Annotated in this window: 17 protein-coding genes; 7 read left to right on the top strand and 10 right to left on the bottom strand. The window is 60.9% G+C overall.

What is annotated here, in order from left to right:
* Positions 1 to 130: 130 nt before the first annotated feature.
* The 3 genes from phnD to AC1DUN_RS01075 all read right to left on the bottom strand — a co-directional run bounded on the left by phnD (position 131) and on the right by AC1DUN_RS01075 (position 3,359).
* Positions 131 to 1,141 (bottom strand): phosphate/phosphite/phosphonate ABC transporter substrate-binding protein, encoded by a 1,011-nt coding sequence (gene phnD / locus AC1DUN_RS01065; RefSeq protein WP_477712331.1) that lies wholly within the window; start codon positions 1,139 to 1,141, stop codon positions 131 to 133.
* Positions 1,142 to 1,228: 87 nt separating this feature from the next.
* Positions 1,229 to 2,305, bottom strand: a complete 1,077-nt coding sequence (locus AC1DUN_RS01070) for an HAD family hydrolase (protein ID WP_477712332.1) — start codon at positions 2,303 to 2,305, stop codon at positions 1,229 to 1,231.
* A gap of 82 nt (positions 2,306 to 2,387) precedes the next feature.
* Positions 2,388 to 3,359 carry a choline ABC transporter substrate-binding protein gene (locus tag AC1DUN_RS01075; protein ID WP_477712333.1) on the bottom strand — a complete coding sequence of 324 codons (972 nt, stop codon included), beginning with the start codon at positions 3,357 to 3,359 and terminating at the stop codon, positions 2,388 to 2,390.
* Positions 3,360 to 3,612: 253 nt separating this feature from the next.
* Between AC1DUN_RS01075 and AC1DUN_RS01080 the strand changes: the two genes are divergently transcribed.
* The 3 genes from AC1DUN_RS01080 to betA all read left to right on the top strand — a co-directional run bounded on the left by AC1DUN_RS01080 (position 3,613) and on the right by betA (position 7,990).
* Positions 3,613 to 4,647 (top strand): GlxA family transcriptional regulator, encoded by a 1,035-nt coding sequence (locus tag AC1DUN_RS01080; protein ID WP_477712334.1) that lies wholly within the window; start codon positions 3,613 to 3,615, stop codon positions 4,645 to 4,647.
* 180 nt (positions 4,648 to 4,827) lie between these two features.
* Complete coding sequence (gene betB, locus AC1DUN_RS01085) at positions 4,828 to 6,291, top strand: betaine-aldehyde dehydrogenase (protein ID WP_477712335.1); 1,464 nt, start codon at positions 4,828 to 4,830, stop codon at positions 6,289 to 6,291.
* Positions 6,292 to 6,331: 40 nt separating this feature from the next.
* A complete protein-coding gene (betA, locus tag AC1DUN_RS01090; RefSeq protein WP_477712336.1) occupies positions 6,332 to 7,990 on the top strand; it encodes a choline dehydrogenase in 1,659 nt (552 codons plus the stop codon).
* A gap of 380 nt (positions 7,991 to 8,370) precedes the next feature.
* On the opposite strand, the gene AC1DUN_RS01095 is transcribed toward betA, so the two are convergent.
* From AC1DUN_RS01095 to AC1DUN_RS01120, 6 genes are all read right to left on the bottom strand, one after another.
* A complete protein-coding gene (locus AC1DUN_RS01095; RefSeq protein WP_477712337.1) occupies positions 8,371 to 8,571 on the bottom strand; it encodes a hypothetical protein in 201 nt (66 codons plus the stop codon).
* A 106-nt stretch (positions 8,572 to 8,677) separates the two neighbouring features.
* Positions 8,678 to 9,010 (bottom strand): DUF5076 domain-containing protein, encoded by a 333-nt coding sequence (locus AC1DUN_RS01100; RefSeq protein WP_477712338.1) that lies wholly within the window; start codon positions 9,008 to 9,010, stop codon positions 8,678 to 8,680.
* Positions 9,011 to 9,284: 274 nt separating this feature from the next.
* The gene (locus AC1DUN_RS01105) at positions 9,285 to 9,629 is read right to left on the bottom strand and encodes a hypothetical protein (RefSeq protein WP_477712339.1); all 345 of its coding nucleotides are present in this window, start codon (positions 9,627 to 9,629) and stop codon (positions 9,285 to 9,287) included.
* A gap of 266 nt (positions 9,630 to 9,895) precedes the next feature.
* Positions 9,896 to 10,387 carry a hypothetical protein gene (locus AC1DUN_RS01110; protein ID WP_477712340.1) on the bottom strand — a complete coding sequence of 164 codons (492 nt, stop codon included), beginning with the start codon at positions 10,385 to 10,387 and terminating at the stop codon, positions 9,896 to 9,898.
* Positions 10,388 to 10,389: 2 nt separating this feature from the next.
* Positions 10,390 to 11,850, bottom strand: coding sequence for an RHS repeat domain-containing protein (locus AC1DUN_RS01115; protein ID WP_477712341.1), 1,461 nt, complete (start codon positions 11,848 to 11,850; stop codon positions 10,390 to 10,392).
* Between the two features lie 328 nt (positions 11,851 to 12,178).
* Positions 12,179 to 12,328 (bottom strand): hypothetical protein, encoded by a 150-nt coding sequence (locus AC1DUN_RS01120; RefSeq protein WP_477712342.1) that lies wholly within the window; start codon positions 12,326 to 12,328, stop codon positions 12,179 to 12,181.
* Positions 12,329 to 12,376: 48 nt separating this feature from the next.
* On the opposite strand from AC1DUN_RS01120, the gene AC1DUN_RS01125 reads away from it, so the two are divergent.
* Together AC1DUN_RS01125 and AC1DUN_RS01130 are read left to right on the top strand one after the other, a co-directional pair.
* Positions 12,377 to 13,438, top strand: a complete 1,062-nt coding sequence (locus AC1DUN_RS01125) for a DMT family transporter (protein WP_477712343.1) — start codon at positions 12,377 to 12,379, stop codon at positions 13,436 to 13,438.
* Between the two features lie 24 nt (positions 13,439 to 13,462).
* Positions 13,463 to 14,686: an MFS transporter gene (locus AC1DUN_RS01130; protein ID WP_477700922.1), complete on the top strand. Its 1,224-nt coding sequence runs from the start codon at positions 13,463 to 13,465 to the stop codon at positions 14,684 to 14,686.
* Positions 14,687 to 14,730: 44 nt separating this feature from the next.
* On the opposite strand, the gene AC1DUN_RS01135 is transcribed toward AC1DUN_RS01130, so the two are convergent.
* Positions 14,731 to 15,117, bottom strand: coding sequence for a YkvA family protein (locus AC1DUN_RS01135; RefSeq protein ID WP_477712344.1), 387 nt, complete (start codon positions 15,115 to 15,117; stop codon positions 14,731 to 14,733).
* A 279-nt stretch (positions 15,118 to 15,396) separates the two neighbouring features.
* On the opposite strand from AC1DUN_RS01135, the gene AC1DUN_RS01140 reads away from it, so the two are divergent.
* Both AC1DUN_RS01140 and AC1DUN_RS01145 read left to right on the top strand, forming a co-directional pair.
* Positions 15,397 to 15,738 carry a helix-turn-helix domain-containing protein gene (locus tag AC1DUN_RS01140; protein WP_477712345.1) on the top strand — a complete coding sequence of 114 codons (342 nt, stop codon included), beginning with the start codon at positions 15,397 to 15,399 and terminating at the stop codon, positions 15,736 to 15,738.
* Between the two features lie 54 nt (positions 15,739 to 15,792).
* Positions 15,793 to 17,136: a type II toxin-antitoxin system HipA family toxin gene (locus tag AC1DUN_RS01145; protein ID WP_477712346.1), complete on the top strand. Its 1,344-nt coding sequence runs from the start codon at positions 15,793 to 15,795 to the stop codon at positions 17,134 to 17,136.
* Positions 17,137 to 17,143: the final 7 nt, after the last annotated feature.

Consider the following 17,143-nt stretch of genomic DNA (forward strand, 5'->3'; position numbering starts at 1 on the left):
CGGTCAGCACCTGTGCGTATGCCTCGCGCGGAAGTGGCTGGCCAGCGCCGTGCTCGCGGGTGGAATGGCGCAAGATCGCGGCAACTCAAGCAGCCGGCCTGCCGCTGAAATTCAGATTTCCCAGCCCCGGCTACTGGCTCTCAATCCGCGTGGAATTGAGCAGCGTGTCCAGCCGGGCGGCACGCTGGGTCAGTTGCTGCAGCGTTGCGCTGAAATCACCGCCATCCTGGGGGCTGCCCATTGCCTTGGTCAGTGCCTGGAACAATGACAGGTCCGCCACGGGCCGCAGCTGGTAGTTCGACGAAGCCTTGAACGCCGACAGGTCATACATATTCTTCAGCGTGGCTTTTTCGGCCTCGTCGCGGCCGTAGGCCAGGAAGAACTTCCGGATGCGTTGCTGCGTTGCCGCCGGGAGATCCTTGCGGTACAGGATGGGGTCGTTGGGAATCAGCGGGGACTCCCAGATCACTTTGACGCGTGCCATCTTGTCCGGGAACTCCACCTTGTAGCGCAGCATGTCCGCGGTGTTGTTGGTCGCCAGGTCCACCTGGCCATCGGCTACCGCGAGAAAATTGTCGCGGTGGCTGCTGCGGTTGATCTTCTTGAAGTGTTTTTCAGGATCGATCTTGTTCTTGGCGAACACATAGTAGTTCGGCGCCAGGAAACCCGAAATCGACTCCTTGTTGCCGGCCCCCAGCGTGTAACTGCCCGGACGGCCTATCACCTCCGCCAGGGTCTGGGGCGCGCTGTCCTTGCGGGCCAGCAACACCGAGCTGTAGCCGCGCGTTCCATCCAGCCCGACCATCTGCGCAAACACCAGCGCCTGGTCGGCCTCCACCAGTTCGATCGCCAGCTTGTTGTTGACCCAGGCTACCTGCACCTGCCCATTCTTCAGGGCACCGGAAATTTCGGCGAAGTCTTTCGACGCCAGAACCTGCACCGGCCGCTGCATCTCTTTGGCCAGCGCGTCGGTGAAAGGCTTCCAGTTCTCCACCATCTTCTCCACGGTATCGCCCGTGACGATGAGCCCCAGCGTCAAAGGCGCCGGGCTGTTGGCCGCGTGAACGGGGAACAGCCCCATACCGGCCACGAAGCTCATGCACAAGGCCGCGCACAGGGCGCGCCGGACCCGGGAGGGCATCCCGGGGCTAAGACGATCAGGGTTCATTGAACACCTCCTGGCGCATGGGCGGACGGGTGGATGGGCGAACGAGTGGATGGGGCCGGCTTACTTGTTGCCGGCAGGCAGCGGATGAATATCTTCCGGCTTGACCACAATCCAGTTCTTGTCGGCCGTGACCGGCAAGCCCAGCTCCTTCTGGCGCGCCGCGTTTTTGGTCCACATATCGGTGATCTGCGTCATGTATTTGGCTTTGCGATTGACCCAGATGCGCACGCCGCCACGATCAATGTCCGTTCCGTGGAACAGCATGTAGCCGTCGCTGGTCGGTGTGTCGCCCGCGACCAGGATGGGTTTTTTCCACTGGTCGATATAGGTCAGGATGGCCGCATACTTGCCCGCCATCCAGGTGTTGGGCGTCCACAGGTAAGGATGCATTTGCAGATCCATGTTTTTGGCGGGATCGTATTTGCCCTTCTGGATTTGCAGGCGGGACGAGGTCAGCTCCTGGGTCTTGCGGTCTTTCAGCATGGTCGCGACGCCGATCACGTTTTGCGGCTTGACGTTGTAGCCGTACCGGGGGTCGGAGGCCACCATGCGCACCAGTTCTTCATGCGCCGCGGTCATGATGTAGACCTCGATGCCGTTTTCCATCAAATGGTTCATCAGTTCGCGCTGGCCTTGGTAGATGCGCGGCGGCTCGATGGCTATGGTCTTGACCACGTCGCCTTCATAGTAGGTCGCCGGAATCGGTTTGCCGTAAGCCATCAACTCATCGACGAGCGCCTTCAACTCCTTGAGCGTGTAGCCTGAAAAGATTTGCGCCACCCAGGGGTAGCAAACCATGTCGTCGATTTCGCAGAGCCGGTAGTAGTAGCTGTTCAGGCTTTCCTTGTTGCCGTTGACATCCTTGAAGGGGATCAGCTTGAGCGAAGGGTCCATGTTCTCGCGCGTCAGCAGGCCTTTCATTTCCATGTAAGGCAGCAGGGACTCTTCCAGGTCGAAGTTGTAGCTCGTGTTGTCCATATCGAACACGGCGTACTCCCCCTTGTTCGCATGGGTTTTGACCAGGGCATTGAGCTTGGCCGCGGCATCGGCGGGCCAGTGTTTCAATTCGACGGCTGAACAACCGAAAGCGACACCGGCCAGCAGCAGGCCGGACAACAGCTTTTTAACCAAATTCATACAAACCTCCAGAGTTTTTTTGACGAGACTTCCAACAACTTCAGACAACTTTCCGATAACTTTCTCTTCGATGGTGATGCGCTCAAAGACCCAGGTGCTTGCTGACCGCCGCCAGCCCATCCTTGCCGTCAAAGGTGCTGACCTCGGCCAGCCACTTCTTGAGCACATCCGGGTTCTTCTTCAACCAATCGCGGGCCGCGTCGTTGGGCTTGACCTTGTTGGTGATGGGCACCATCACCTGGTTTTCCAGGTCGGTCGTGAATTGCAGGTTGCCGATCAGCCTGGCCGCGTTGGGGCAGCGCGCCTGGTAATCGGGGGTGGTCGCGGTGTACACCTTGGCCTCGCCGAAGTTCGGGCCGAACACGGTGTCGCCGCCTTCCAGGTATTTCATCTTCAGCTGCACGTTCATCGGATGCGGCTCCCAGCCCAGGAACACAATCCATTTTTTCAGGCGCGACGCGCGCTGTATTTCGGACAGCATGCCGGCTTCGCTCGACTCGACCAGCTTGAAATCCTTCAGGCCGAATTCGTTCTTGTCGATCATGCGCTGGATCAGCAGGTTGCCGTCATTGCCGGCTTCGATGCCGTAGAGCTTTCCATCGAGCTCTTTGCGAAATTTCGCGATGTCGGCAAAAGTCTTCAAGCCGCCTTCAAAAGCGGGGCCGTTGACGGCCAGCGTGTATTTGGCGCCGGCCAGGTTGGGCTGGTCCAGCACCTTGACCTGGCCCGCCTTGACGAAGGGCTCGATCATGGGCGTCATGCTCGGGTTCCAGTAGCCCAGAAAAACGTCGATCTGCCTGCTCTTGATGCCCGCGAAGGTAATCGGCACCGAAGCCAGCGTCGTCTTCGGCTGGTAACCCAGGCCTTCCAGCACCACCGACGCCAGCCCGGTGGTGGCGGCGATGTCGCTCCAGCCGACGTCGCCAAAACGCACCGTGCGGCAGCTTTCCGCCTCTTTGGTGCCAGCCGGCGATTTGTTTTGTGCGCTTGCGGGGCCGGCGCAAAGGGTGAAGGCAAGAACCGCAAGCGAGCCGAGTATGTGCAGAGACCTCATGTCACGTTTTCCTGGTTGGATAGCGCATTTACAGGGACTGAAACAGGCCTGCCCACCGCATGCTTTTCTTGCCGTTCCCGCCGCAAGGCGAGTGGTGCATGCCGGTAAGCAGTGCTCTTCCGTTGACGAACTATAGGTTTAGGAAAACGGCCGATATTGACGTAATACGACTAACATATGTCGTATTACGTCAACCGGCTAACAGCTGCCCCAAATACCTTATGGGCTGTTTGTCAACGCATGGCGGGTCTCTATGAAGGAAGAAAACCGGGAGCGCACGTCGCCCAAAGCCACACCCGCGGCGCGCCGGGTTGGCTTGCTGCTGATCCCGCAGTTTTCCAACCTGGGCCTGGCCCTGGTGATGGAACCGCTGGTACTGGCCAACTGGCTGATGCAGCGCAAGCTGTTCGAATGGACCACGCTGTCGGTCGACGGTGACCCGGTGATAGGGACGCACGGCATGCAGGTGCCGGTGGACGCGGAGTTGTCCGATGACATGGAGTTCTCCGCGGTTTTTGTGATTGCCAGCTTCGAGGCCAAGAAGTATGCGAAGAACCGCAAGATCAAAAACTGGCTGAGGCGGCAGGCGGCCTTCGGCGCGGAACTCGCGGGCATAGAGACCGGCGCCGAAATCATGGCAGCCGCCGGTTTGCTCGACGGCTATAGCGCGGCGATTCATTGGGACAACCTGGAAGGCTTCCAGGAGCTGTACCCGAGCGTCAATGCAAAGGACCAGTTTTACACCATAGAAAGGCGCCGCCTGACCTGTGCAGGCGCCACGTCAACGCTCGACATGATGCTGCAGTGGATAGGCGAGCGCGAAGGCGCCGACCTGGCGCACGAGGTTTCGCAGCACATGCAGTACACGCAGGTCCGCTACCCGACGGACTCTTTGCTCAGCAGCGCCAACAAGCGCCCCGGCGAAGGCAGCAGGCATGTTCAGGCCGCGATCAATCTGATGCAGGAAACCGTGGGAGAGCCCGTGCCCTGCGACGAGATCGCAACCCGGGTCGGGCTGTCGCGGCGCCAGCTGGAACGCCTGTTCCAGCACTACACCTCGCTGCCGCCCCTGAAGTACTACATCAACCTGCGGCTGGCGCGCGCGCACAAGCTGCTGCAGCAAACCGACATGAGTGTGGCGCAAGTGGCTGTCGGCGCCGGCTATTCGTCGCTGGAACATTTCTCGCGCGTCTACCGGGACAAGTTCGGCTGCCCGCCCAGGGCGGACCGGCTGCAGTCCGTGCAGGCGCCGGTGATGCGGCGGGCCGTTTCACCGGCGCGCAAATGAATGCCCAGCGCTGCACACCACTTGACGGGCTTGATGGAGCCCGGAAATTTGCGCCATCGCGTGGTCGTAATACATCAAGAGCGCAGGGTGCCCTGAACCTATAGTGAGCCGTCAAGGCAATCGGAGGCCATCGAAGGTCATCCACGATTGCACGGCGAAACATCGGAACAAGGTGAGCTCGTGACGACCCCCACACTACGCAACTACATAGGCGGCGCTTACCAAGCCAGCACCGCCTCGGAAACACTGGAAAACCTGAATCCGGCCACGGGCCAGGTCCTGTGCCGCGTCGAACTGGCACTTGCGCCGGAACTCGAGCGTGCGGTCGAGGCGGCGCAAGCCGGGCTGGCCACATGGTCGGCGATGACCGGCGCGGAGCGTGGCCGCATCCTGTACCGGGCGGCGCAATTGCTGCGCGCGCGCAACCGCGAACTGGCCGAGCTGGAGGTGGCCGATTGCGGCAAGCCGATCCAGGAAGCCGAAGTGGTCGATGTTGCCAGCGGCGCCGATTGCATTGAATATTTTGCCGGCCTGGCGCCGACGATTCACGGCCACCATTACGGGCTCAAGAACGCTTTTGCGTACACGCGGCGCGAACCCCTGGGCATTTGCGTGGGCATAGGCGCCTGGAACTATCCCTTGCAGATCGCCTGCTGGAAGTCGGCGCCGGCCCTGGCCTGCGGCAACGCCATGATTTTCAAGCCCTCCGAATTGACGCCGCGCAGCGCCGCCAGGCTCGCGGAAATCTACACCGAGGCCGGTGTGCCGGACGGCGTGTTCAATGTGCTGCAGGGCGACGGCCGCACCGGCAGGTTGCTGATAGCGCACCCGGCGGTGGCCAAGGTGTCGCTCACGGGTTCGGTGGGCACCGGAAAAGCCGTCATGGCGGAAGCCGCCAAAACCCTGAAGCGCGCGACCATGGAGCTGGGCGGAAAATCGGCGCTGCTGGTGTTCCCCGATGCCGACCTGAAGCAGGCGGTGTCCGCCGCGATGCTCGGCAATTTTTATACGCAGGGCGAAGTCTGCACCAACTGCACGCGGGTCTTTGTGCATGAGGACATCCACGATGCGTTTCTGGAACAGCTTGAGGCGCGCACCCGGAAACTGCGCATCGGCGACCCGATGGACCCGGCGACGCAGGTCGGCGCGCTGATTTCGCGCCCGCATATGCAGCGTGTGCTCGGCTACATCGACAAAGGCGTGGCTGAAGGCGCGCGGCTGGTGGCCGGTGGCAAGCAGCTCAAGACCGGCAAACTGGCCGAGGGAAATTTTGTCGAGCCGACCATTTTTGCCGATTGCCGGGACGACATGAGCATCGTGCGTGAAGAGATTTTCGGTCCCGTGATGTCGGTGCTGCGATTCAGTGATGAGGCGGAAGCGGTGGCGCGCGCCAACGATACGCGCTTCGGCCTGGCGGCCGGCGTGTTCACCGGCGACCTGGCGCGCGGGCACCGGGTAGCAGCGCAATTGCAGGCGGGCGTCTGCTGGATCAACAACTACAACATCACGCCCATCGAGATGCCGTTCGGCGGTATCCGTGAATCGGGCATAGGCCATGAAAACAGCATGGTGACGATTGACTACTACACGCAGTTGAAGAGCGTGTACGTCGAGCTGGGTGAAGTGGCTTGCCCTTACGAATAGGAATGCCCGGCGGCAAGCTGGCTCCCGATCAGGAATTCACATGAAACAAGAACAATACGACTACATCATCGTCGGCGCCGGTTCAGCCGGCTGCGTCCTGGCCAACCGCCTGGGCGAGGACGAAGGCGCACGCGTCCTGCTGCTGGAAGCCGGCCCGGCGGACCACAGCATCTTCATCCACATGCCGTCGGCCTTCGCTTATCCACTGGCCAACGACAAGTACAACTGGTTCTACGACACCGAGCCGGAACCCTTCATGAACAATCGCCGTATGCACTGCCCGCGCGGCCGCGTGCTCGGCGGCTCGTCGTCGATCAACGGCATGGTCTATATCCGCGGACATGCGTTCGACTATGACGCCTGGGCCGGCATGCCTGGACTGGCGCAATGGTCTTACGCGCACTGCCTGCCCTACTTCAAGAAATCCGAAACTCGCCTGAAAGGCGGCGACGACTACCGCGGCAAGGACGGCCCTTTGTATGTCTCCACCGCGGCCTGCAAGAACCCGCTCTACCGCGCTTTCATCGAGGCGGGGCAACAAGCCGGCTACCCCTACACCGAGGACATGAACGGCTACCAGCAGGAAGGCCTGGGGCCTATGGACATGACGGTCTACAAGGGCCGCCGCTGGAGCACGGCGCAGGCCTACCTGCGCCCGGCGGCCAGGCGCGGCAACCTGCGTGTGGTGACGCGCGCGCGCGTCACGCGGGTCCTGTTCGAGGGCACGCGCGCGACCGGTGTCGAATACGCGCAAGGTTCGCGCCTGCATCAGGCAGCTGCGGCGCGCGAGGTGATCCTGTCCGGCGGCGCGATCAATTCGCCACAGCTCCTGATGCTGTCCGGGATCGGCAAGGCGGAGGAACTGCGCGCCTTGGGCATCCAGCCGCGCGTCGACCTTCCGGGTGTCGGCCAAAACCTGCAAGACCATCTCGAGGTCTACGTGCAGTACGCCAGCAAGCAGCCGATTACCCTGTACAGCGCGATGAACCCCCTGGCCAAACTGAAAATCGGTGTGCAATGGCTGTTCGCCGGAAAAGGCCTGGGCGCGACCAATCATTTCGAATCCGGCGGCTTTATCCGCAGCGCGGCGGGGGTGGCGCATCCGGACCTGCAATACCATTTTTTGCCGATGGCGGTCAGCTACGACGGCAGCGCACCGGCCACGCAGCACGGCTTTCAGGCACATGTCGGGCCGATGCGCGCGACCAGCCGCGGCCATATCACGTTGCGCTCGGCAGATCCCAAAGCGCATCCGCGCATCCTGTTCAACTATATGCAGACCGAGCAGGACCGCAAGGAAATGCGCGCGGGTGTGCGCCTGACGCGCGAGATATTTTCCCAAGCGGCCTTCGAGCCTTTCCGCAATGGCGAAATCTCGCCCGGCGCCAAGGTCCAGACCGATGCCGAAATCGACGCCTTCATCCGCGACAAGGCGGAAAGCGCTTTTCATCCGTCCTGCAGTTGCCGCATGGGGACCGATCCGATGGCGGTGGTGGACGGCGCAGGCCGCGTGCACGGCATCCAGAACCTGCGCGTGGTGGACGCCTCCATCATGCCCAATGTCGTCAGCGGCAACCTGAATGCGCCGACCATCATGATCGCGGAAAAAATCGCGGACCTGATTCGGGGCCGGTCACCGTTGCCGGCGCAGGCGGCGCCGGTCTATGTGGCGGCAAACCACGCGACCCACCAGCGTTGATCACGCCATCCAACAGCGCGTCGGCTTTGGCGCCATGGGCTTGGGTGGCGCGCAGGATGAGCGGCTCAACCGTCCCGAGCACAGTCACGGCTTCAGGTCTTCAATCGCGGAGGCAAAAACTGGAGTGATCCCCATTGGATGAACTCCACGGCCATAGATTTAAGCCGTGCCTGCTGAGCAAGGCAAGCTCGAATCCTGCTTCGAGCGGCGGCCCGAGATGGCATTGAGGTAGCTGGTTCCGCTGATGACCTTGGCCGTTCGGTTGCCGGGGGCGGTCTCTTCGGGTAATCCGTGATCATCCCCACGCGCAAGAAGAAAAGCAACCCATTGACACCGCCAGCCCTTTGACGACATCCGGAAGGCTTGGCTTGCCTGCCCAGCTATCCCCGTTGCTCCTGGACAAGCTTGGTCAACACTTCAGCGAGTTCTATTGCTTCATGTTCAGCAAGCTCAATGGGGTCTTTAAATTTACTAAGGGTTTTCAAACAGATGGGTCCACCGGGTTCAAGCCAAACGGCAATTTCGCCACTGGCAAGCTCGTACACATGAGGTTCATTTTTTCCATTCATGTTGTGTTTCAAGTTTTGATTGGAAAGTGTGAGTCATTGCCGTTCGAAGGGTTGCCTCCCCTGGCGGCGCCTGGAGCATATGCACAAAGTCACCTCGATTGCACCAGCTCGTTTGCCCTCAGTGCTTACGCACGAAGTCCCCTTTTGCCTCTGACGTCGGAGCGCCAAGCTCCTTCAGGAAGCTATCTCTGATCTTCTGCAGAGACTCAGCCGCGTCGCTCGAATACTTCAACTCCAAGGCCCTGGAAACGTGTCTGGCCACGTCGGCGAGGATAGTTCCCCACGCCTTTTCTTCGGAAACGTTCGTCGTTTCACGATACATACCGACCTTCATCGAGCAGTGCAATCCTTTCTCTGCAATCCAGACGCGCAGCATCTCGACCGCATCTTCGTCACGCAACGCGGCTTCGGGTATCGGCCGCTGATTCAATTTGATCTGTTCATCGCTCATGATGGGGCAATTCGATCTTTCACCGGGAAGTGTTGGATTTCACGTTGATTTGTCCCGACTTTTCGCGGTTAGTTAGCCCTATCAGGCCCCTGAAATGTGAGCGCCAATTCTGCGAAAAGGGGTGTCATCAATGGCTCAGCGTTTGATGAAAAAATGGATCAATCACGCACGAAAATCCACACTTATCTCGTGCTGATGGACCCAGCCAGCCCAAGGGGTTCACTCCAATCGGATCAGACTTCAGTGGAAGTCAACACCTTCTTGCGACGTCACACTATTCGAACGGACTCGCGAAAATATCCAACTCATTCTCATCAACTTTGAAGCCAGCGGCAACAATCGGGAATCGCTTCCCAGATGAGGCAAGAATGATGACCGAGGATGCAGCCAGTTGCATTTCGAGCGTTTGCTCCAACCGACGTAACTCCTCAGATGTAGGCGACATGATCTCCACACCGGATAGGAGTGTCGGTACGGCAAGGTACTCCACTCCAGAGCAGATGAGGTCTACATTTGTTCTTGCATTGGGGCCTTGCGGGCTCCGAATCAACAACGAACCGTGGCTAACACGGTACTCCCACAGCTGGAACGTGCGGTTAGAAAAAAGTTGAGTTGTCATAGCTAAGTCTCACTTAAACGGATTGGGAACTGGTTTCCCATTCTTCCAGAACTGAAGACTGTCCCAGAATTGAGGATTTTGCTTAATCTGCAGAAGCTCCCAGTCCGTAGCTGTTGAGTTCCACGTCGCTTTGATCCACTTTTTCCACAGCAGGTTGACCCTATCCCAATCCTGAAATTTGGATACCCCCGCCTTGTACAAAGAGCGTCATCAATGGCTCAGCGCTCGATGGAAAGATGGATCAAATAAGCACGAAAATCCACACGCTAGGAGGTTTTCAGATCTTCTTGGTAGCCTGAAAGAATTTTCTCATCAAGATACTGCAATCGAGCACGCAAGCGCTCAGCGTTGCTTTTTGTCGGTTCAACATTGACCGGGATAAGCCCGCTCGTCAATTCTCCCTTACTGGCGGCGTCAACCCATTCCTCCATGGCTCCTATATATGAGTCCAGAGCAGTTGCAGGATTGGGGCTATCTTCACATGTGATGTATGCCGGAGGTAAATCCCCCGTGATAACCCATACCCACTCATCAATATTTTGTTTTGCGGGCTGGATCTTAAACAAGAAGACTCCAACTATTCCGGGGTAAACAAAGCCCACATACTCTTCGAGTACCTCACCACACCAGTTGAAATATTCAATATACGAACGCGCCTCCGCATGCATTTGCGCGATAGCCTTTGCATCCTCATCCTTCGACCCTGCTCGTTCGAAATATTTCGTCCAATCTAGGACTTTAGAAAACTCTAGCATCATCTTTATCTCCTTCTTCCCCACCTAGAATAATCACCGGCATCACGATGACGATCTTGATGCTCACTTCCAGGACGAGGTTTTACATTCGAAACGTGATCAGGACCACCATCGGCAAGGGGTATCTCGTGTGAAACATCATGATTTCGCCCATTCTCGTCCTTTGGCCATCCAATACCCGTTTGCCTCTCCCAGTCCTCTCGCAGTCCAGGATTCGATTGATGACGACCTCGATGCCACCAGCTAAAAGGACCGTCCGGCGCATCGGAAACGTCACCAGCCCCCCGCACCGATTTGACACATGCGTCTGCTATTGCTACAGACAGTAGAAGCATTGTCCTCGGTATTTGCATTGGCAGAAACGGTGACGTTTGCAGATCAGGGAGTCTCACGCTGGGAGGGACCCCCATGTTGGGAACCTCTCCCACGTTGGGCGGGGCTCCCGCTCCATTCGGCGCCACTGCTATTGGAAAAGGGACGCAGAATGGTCCAGCAATGGTCATCATCGGAGCACATCCCTGCAAACCCATCGAATCGATCGAACTCAGCGGGTCACCCTCCACATAAGCAAAGGTATTAACTCCGCCTCTGAGTCCAATCGGGTCGGACTGCATATAGCGGCCAACGCGCGGGTTGTACTCCCGGTTCCAGTTCTGGAACAGGCCGCTCTCTGCATCAAACACCTGGCCGGGGAATCGCTGGTTAAAGCTGAAGGTTCCAAGACTGCTCGGGTTCTGGTCCGGCGCCGTCGCGCCAAATACCTCAGTCGAATCCCAGCGCCAGACAATAGCTTCGTCACTCTGGCGGGTAATCATCCTGGGTGCGCCGAGCTGGTCGGTTGAAACGTTGTACAGGCTGATGGCGATATCGCTTGCGGCCGCCGTGCCCGTCTGCTTGATCACCCCGACCGGTATGCCCATGTAGATGGTTTCATGGACCGGAACTCCATTGGCGTCGTATTCGCCGAGGAGTTTGCCCTCCTCGTCATAGACATAGTAGGCGGCACCAGTCGGAACCAGTGCCACCGGGCCCGTCTTGCTCATGCGCAGCTCCAGGGCGCTGTAGCTGTAGTTCACCGTGCCGCCGGCGTTGGTCATGGTGGCCAGCCTGCCGCGGTCGCTGTAGCTATAGGTGTTGGTGCCGTCACTCGTGATGTTGCCGGCCGCATCGTGCTGTACCGCGGCTGTACCGATGGTGTCCTGGGTCTGGTCCAGCCGGTTGCTGGTGGCGGAGATGGTGTTGGGGTAGCTGGTTCCGCTGATGACCTTGGCCGTACGGTTGCCGGTGGCGTCGTAGCCGTACTGGACCGTACTGCCGACCGGGGCGGCACTGGTCAGGCGGTTCAGGTTGTCATAGCCAAAGTTTTGGTCCAAAGCAGGAACAGGTGTTCCGTTGCTGGTGTGCGTGTAACCGGTGATACGCCCTGCGCTGTCGCGAATGACGGTGCGGCGGACAAGGCTTGCCAACTTCGAATGGCATCAGTAATCCAAACCTCCTCATTTAGGACCAAGCCGATGTGCGAACAACCATACATATCCCCCCAAGGGGTTAATCAAGTGCATGCGCTGGGCTTGTGATTGGCGCCCCCTACAAACGGGGGAGACGCTGTCGTTTTGGCGCACCTCGTATGAAGCATGCGGCCAACGGAGAAGCTAATTCACCAGGGAATCTTTGAAAATCAATCACCCTTACCCGTCAAAGCGCACGTCGCGATCTGCGCAGCGTGACGCCGCGCGTTCTCAATACGCCGCCAGCACATTCAAAAACCACCTGCGCCCCGATAAGACAGATCTGTCAAGTCATCTGAATACTGGATGATTTACAGTCCACGCCCACTTTGACGCCCTTGCTGAGGTAACGGCAGATGCCCAGCAGTGCGCCGGCTTTGGCGTCCTGGGCTTCGGTGGCGCGCAGGATCAGCAGGCCAGCCAGCGCAACCAGCACTCGCGTAATATGGACAAGACACGCGTCCCTGGATCTCAAGAGATAGCCATGAACCCCCTTTCCCAACCCGGCGTACTGGCCACCCTCCTCGCCGCAACCCTGTTCGGCGCAGGCACGCCGCTGGCCAAGCTCTTGCTGGCGCAGGCCAGTCCCTGGCTGCTGGCGGCTTTGCTGTACCTGGGTTCGGGCATTGGGCTGTTTTTGCTGCGGCGGCTGCGCCGGTCGGCGCCTGTGCGCATGCCTCGCGGGGAATGGAAGTGGCTGGCCGGCGCCGTGATTGCGGGCGGCATGGTGGGCCCAGTCTTGCTGATGCTGGGTCTCTCGGGTATGCCGGCTTCGGGCGCTTCGCTGCTGTTGAATGCGGAGGGCGTGTTGACGGCCCTGATCGCCTGGTTTGTTTTCAAGGAGAACTTTGACCGCCGCATCGCGCTGGGCATGCTGGCGATTGTGGCGGGCGGTGTGATTCTTTCCTGGCCCGGTGAGGCGCGGTTCGGTGAATTCTGGCCGGCCCTGGCCGTGGTGGGTGCCTGCCTGGCCTGGGGTGTGGACAACAACCTGACCCGCAAGGTGTCCTTGTCCGATGCTTCGTTTATCGCCATGGTCAAGGGCCTGGCGGCCGGCGCCACCAACCTGGTGCTGGCGCTGTCTCTGGGCGCCGCGTGGCCCGCGCTACCTGTTGTGCTGGCGGCCGGGCTGCTGGGTTTTGCGAGCTATGGCGCGAGCCTCGCGCTGTTTGTGCTCGGCTTGCGGCACCTTGGGACGGCGCGCACGGGTGCGTATTTTTCGATCGCGCCGTTTGTGGGTGCGGCCCTGGCGATTGCCGTCCTCGGTGAGCCCGTCACGCTGCCCCTGCTTTTCGCGGCGGCGCTGATGGCCTGGGGCGTCTGGCTGCACCTGACCGAAAGCCACCAGCATTCACACACCCATGAGCCGCTTGAGCACAGCCATGAACATGCGCACGGCCTGGGTGACGAGCACCACGACCATGCGCACGAAGCGCACGGCACGACGGTGGCGCCCGGCACGCGCCACACGCATGCGCACAAACACCTGCCGATCTCCCACAGCCATGCGCATTTCCCCGATGCCCATCACCGGCATTCGCATTAAGCGGCCTTGCGGACGCCAACGGCCGTGTTGAAATTCCAGCTCACAAGCCTGGATCGCCTGATTGCCGCCAAAGCGATACGGGGATTCGGCGACGGTTTTGTGAGCCTGTTGCTGCCGGTCTATTTGCTCAGCCTTGGCTTGACGCCCTTCCAGGTCGGGCTGATCGCGACCACGACCTTGCTGGGCTCCGGCATCCTGACCCTGCTGGTCGGCACGCATGCGGCGCACTACGACCACCGGCCCTTGCTGCTGGCCGCTTCGGCCTTGATGGTTTTCACGGGCCTGGGCGTGGCGTCGCTCAGCAGCTTCTGGCCGCTGATGCTGGTGGCCCTGGTGGGCACGCTGAATCCCTCGGGCGGCGATGTCAGCGTGTTTATGCCGGTGGAGCATGCGATGCTCGCGAACCATGTGGACGGCCCGTCCCGCACGGCGGTCTTTGCGCGCTACAGCCTGACGGGGACTTTGTGCGCGGCCTTCGGCTCGCTGGCGGCGGCCCTGCCCGCGCTGCTGGCGCCCACGGCGGGCATCACCCCACAAACCGCCATCCAGGGCATGTTCATCCTTTATGCCTTGCTGGCGCTGCTGATGGCCGCGCTGTACCGCGGCCTGCCGGCGCGGCCCGCAGCAGAGGCCCCGGCGCCCAAGTCCGCCCTGGGCCCTTCGAAAAAGCGGGTCTACCTGCTGGCCACGCTGTTCAGCCTGGATGCCTTTGGCGGCGGCTTTGTGGTGCAGTCGCTGGTGGCGCTGTGGCTGTACCAGCGCTTCGGCCTGTCGGTTGAGGTGGCCGGGACCATCTTCTTCTGGGCCGGCCTGCTGACCGCGTTTTCTTACCTTGTGGCGGCGCATATCGCCAGCCGCATCGGGCTGGTGAAGACCATGGTCTACACCCACCTGCCGTCCAGCCTGTGCCTGATCGCCATTCCTTTTTGCACGGAGCTCAGCCATGCCGTCGTCCTGTTGCTGGTCAGGAGCGCGCTGTCGCAGATGGATGTGCCCACGCGCAGCTCTTATGTGATGGCCATCGTGACGCCGCAGGAGCGGGCCGCCGCGGCCAGCGTGACCTCTGTGCCGCGCAGCCTGGCCGCGGCTGCCAGCCCCGCGTTGGCCGGCTACCTGCTGGGGGTCTCCACCTTCGGCTGGCCGCTGATGGTGGGCGGCGCATTAAAGATCATTTACGACATCCTGCTCCTGGCCATGTTCAGCCGGGTGCGGCCGCCCGAGGAAGTTTCCGGCGAGGAGCGCCGCTGAGCGTTCGCGGCCAAGGAGCCCGGGCGAAGCGGCGGCTCAAGCCATCAAGGCGCCTGCCAGACCCACAGGCCCCAGGCGGCGCCCATCCAGACAAGGACTACCAATCCAGCGCCCCATAGGCTGCGCGGCCTGGCGCCTTCATTGGCCAGCCAGGCCTCGGCTTGCCGCCGGCAGTCGGCGATGACCCCGGCAGGCGTCAAGGAGATGGCCAGCCAGATCAGGCCCGGCAGCAGGAGCAGGTCGTCCAGGTAGCCCAGCACCGGAATGAAGTCCGGGATCAGGTCTATGGGGCTCAGGGCATACGCCACGACAAAAAGACCCAGCGCCTTGGCATACCAGGGTGTGCGGGGATGTTGGCAGGCAAACCACAGCGTGACCCCGTCGCGCTTGAGCTTTCCGGCCCAGGCTCGCAAGGATTCCGACCATCTCATACGGGTCCTTCAAAAAATGCCTGGCCTGAGGCCGGGACCCCAGTATGCGGGATGGGCTATGGCCAGGGCGTCGACGACCATCGGGTGCGGCCCCACCCTCGCTCCGGGCACCGCACAGCTCCATCAAGCCAATCACGCCGCATTTTGGAAAAAGATCGTTAAATCAACCATTAACTGAATAAAGCTTGATTTATCGAGCATAAGTTGACTGTGAATTTGTAGGCATATAAAATGTTCGTTAAATCGATCTTTATAGTGATATTGAATGATTTAACGAACATGAAAGTACAACAATCCGCGATCCTCAGCCCAAAGCTCGCGCAAGAGACGGCCCAGCTCGGGCATCTTCTCGCGCGCTTACGCCAGGCGCGCAAGGTCAAACAGGCCGATGCGGCGCTGCGCGCGGGCTTCTCGCGCAACACCGCCTACCGCCTGGAGAAAGGAGACCCTGGCCTGGCGATCGGGCAGGTGCTTCGCTACCTCGATGCCATCGCACCGGGCACCACGCTGGCAGGCTTATTGACGCAGGCCGACCCCGCACTGGCGGCCCTGCAAGCGCGCGAATCGACAAAGCGCGTTCGCGACCTGAGCGCGGCCGAGCTCGACGCCTTGAACTTCTGAACTCAAGCCCCCACCGGCAGCGCCTTTCACCTTTATATCTAGAGCGGAATTTTTATGGCGGCCAAAGACCTGAAGCTGATGACCTTCGCCTACCTGGGCGAAGCCTGGGCGCCTTGCGGGCAGCTCACGATGACCGAGCAGGGTTCCGATCTCCTGGCATCGCGCTTTGCCTACGGCCTGAAATATCTGGCCCGCGGCGATGCCCTGGAGGTAGACCCGGTCAGCCTGGCCATCCGCGGGCCGGAGCCCGTCGCAGGCAAGCTGCTGCTGCCGGTCAACACCCTGACGAGCTTCGGCGGCATACGTGACGCCGCGCCGGATTCCTGGGGGCGCCGGGTGATCGAGGCCAAGCTCAAGGTGCCCGCGAACAGCCTGGCCGAGTCGCAGTACCTGCTGCATGCGGGCAGCGAGCGGGTAGGCGCGCTGGACATCCGCTCCGGCATGGCTGATGGGCCCACGGGCGCCGCCGGTGGCGTTCACGCGCTCAGCTACTTGATGGAGGCCGCGGAGCGCATCGAGGCGGGAGAGGACGTTCCCGCCAGGCTTGAACACATTTTTGAAGCCGGGACGGCACTCGGCGGTGCCCGGCCCAAAGCGTCTGTGCGTGATGAGGGCGGCGCCCTTTGGCTCGCGAAGTTCCAAAGCAAACATGACGCCTTCGACATCCCCGCGGTCGAATGTGCTTCGCTGGTGCTCGCGCGGGAGGCCGGCTTGGACGTGCCGCCCGTGGCCACGCGCCTTCTGGGCGGCCGCCGCATCATGATGATCCGGCGTTTCGACCGCTACTGGCTGGCACACGGAACACTGCCCACCGCCGCAACGGACTTGCTGCTGCCACCCGCCGACGGCCTGACCGAGCGCCGCATGGGTTTTGTGAGCGGCCTGACCCTGGTCGGATGTGACGAGACCGAGTCGCGAACAAAGTCCTACGCCGACCTGGCCGCCGCCGTGCGCCGGTATTGCCATCCGGACGTGATCCGCGCGGACAACGAAGAACTCTTCAAGCGCATGGTGTTCAACATCCTCGCCAGCAACGACGACGACCACCTGCGCAACCACGGCTTCCTGTGGGATCCCCGCCTGCCCGGCTGGCGGCTCAGTCCCCTGTACGACGTGCTGCCCCGGCCGAGCCACGCGACCGAGCGCCTTCTTCACCTGGGAGTCGGGCCCCAGGGTCGCCTCGCGACACTCGACAACGCGCTGGGCGGGCATCCGGCGTTCTCCTTGAGCCAGGCCCGCGCTTGCGACTTGATCGATGAGGTCTGGCGCGTCGTGCGGGAGTGGAAGGTGTCGTTCGAACGCTCAGGCGTTCCGGCAGACGACATGGCCAGGATCGCACCCGCGTTCAGGCACCTGGACGACATCAGCACGGCGGACACACGCAAGCTATTGCCTTGAGGCGCCG

Source organism: Polaromonas sp. P4_F6, assembly GCF_056401275.1.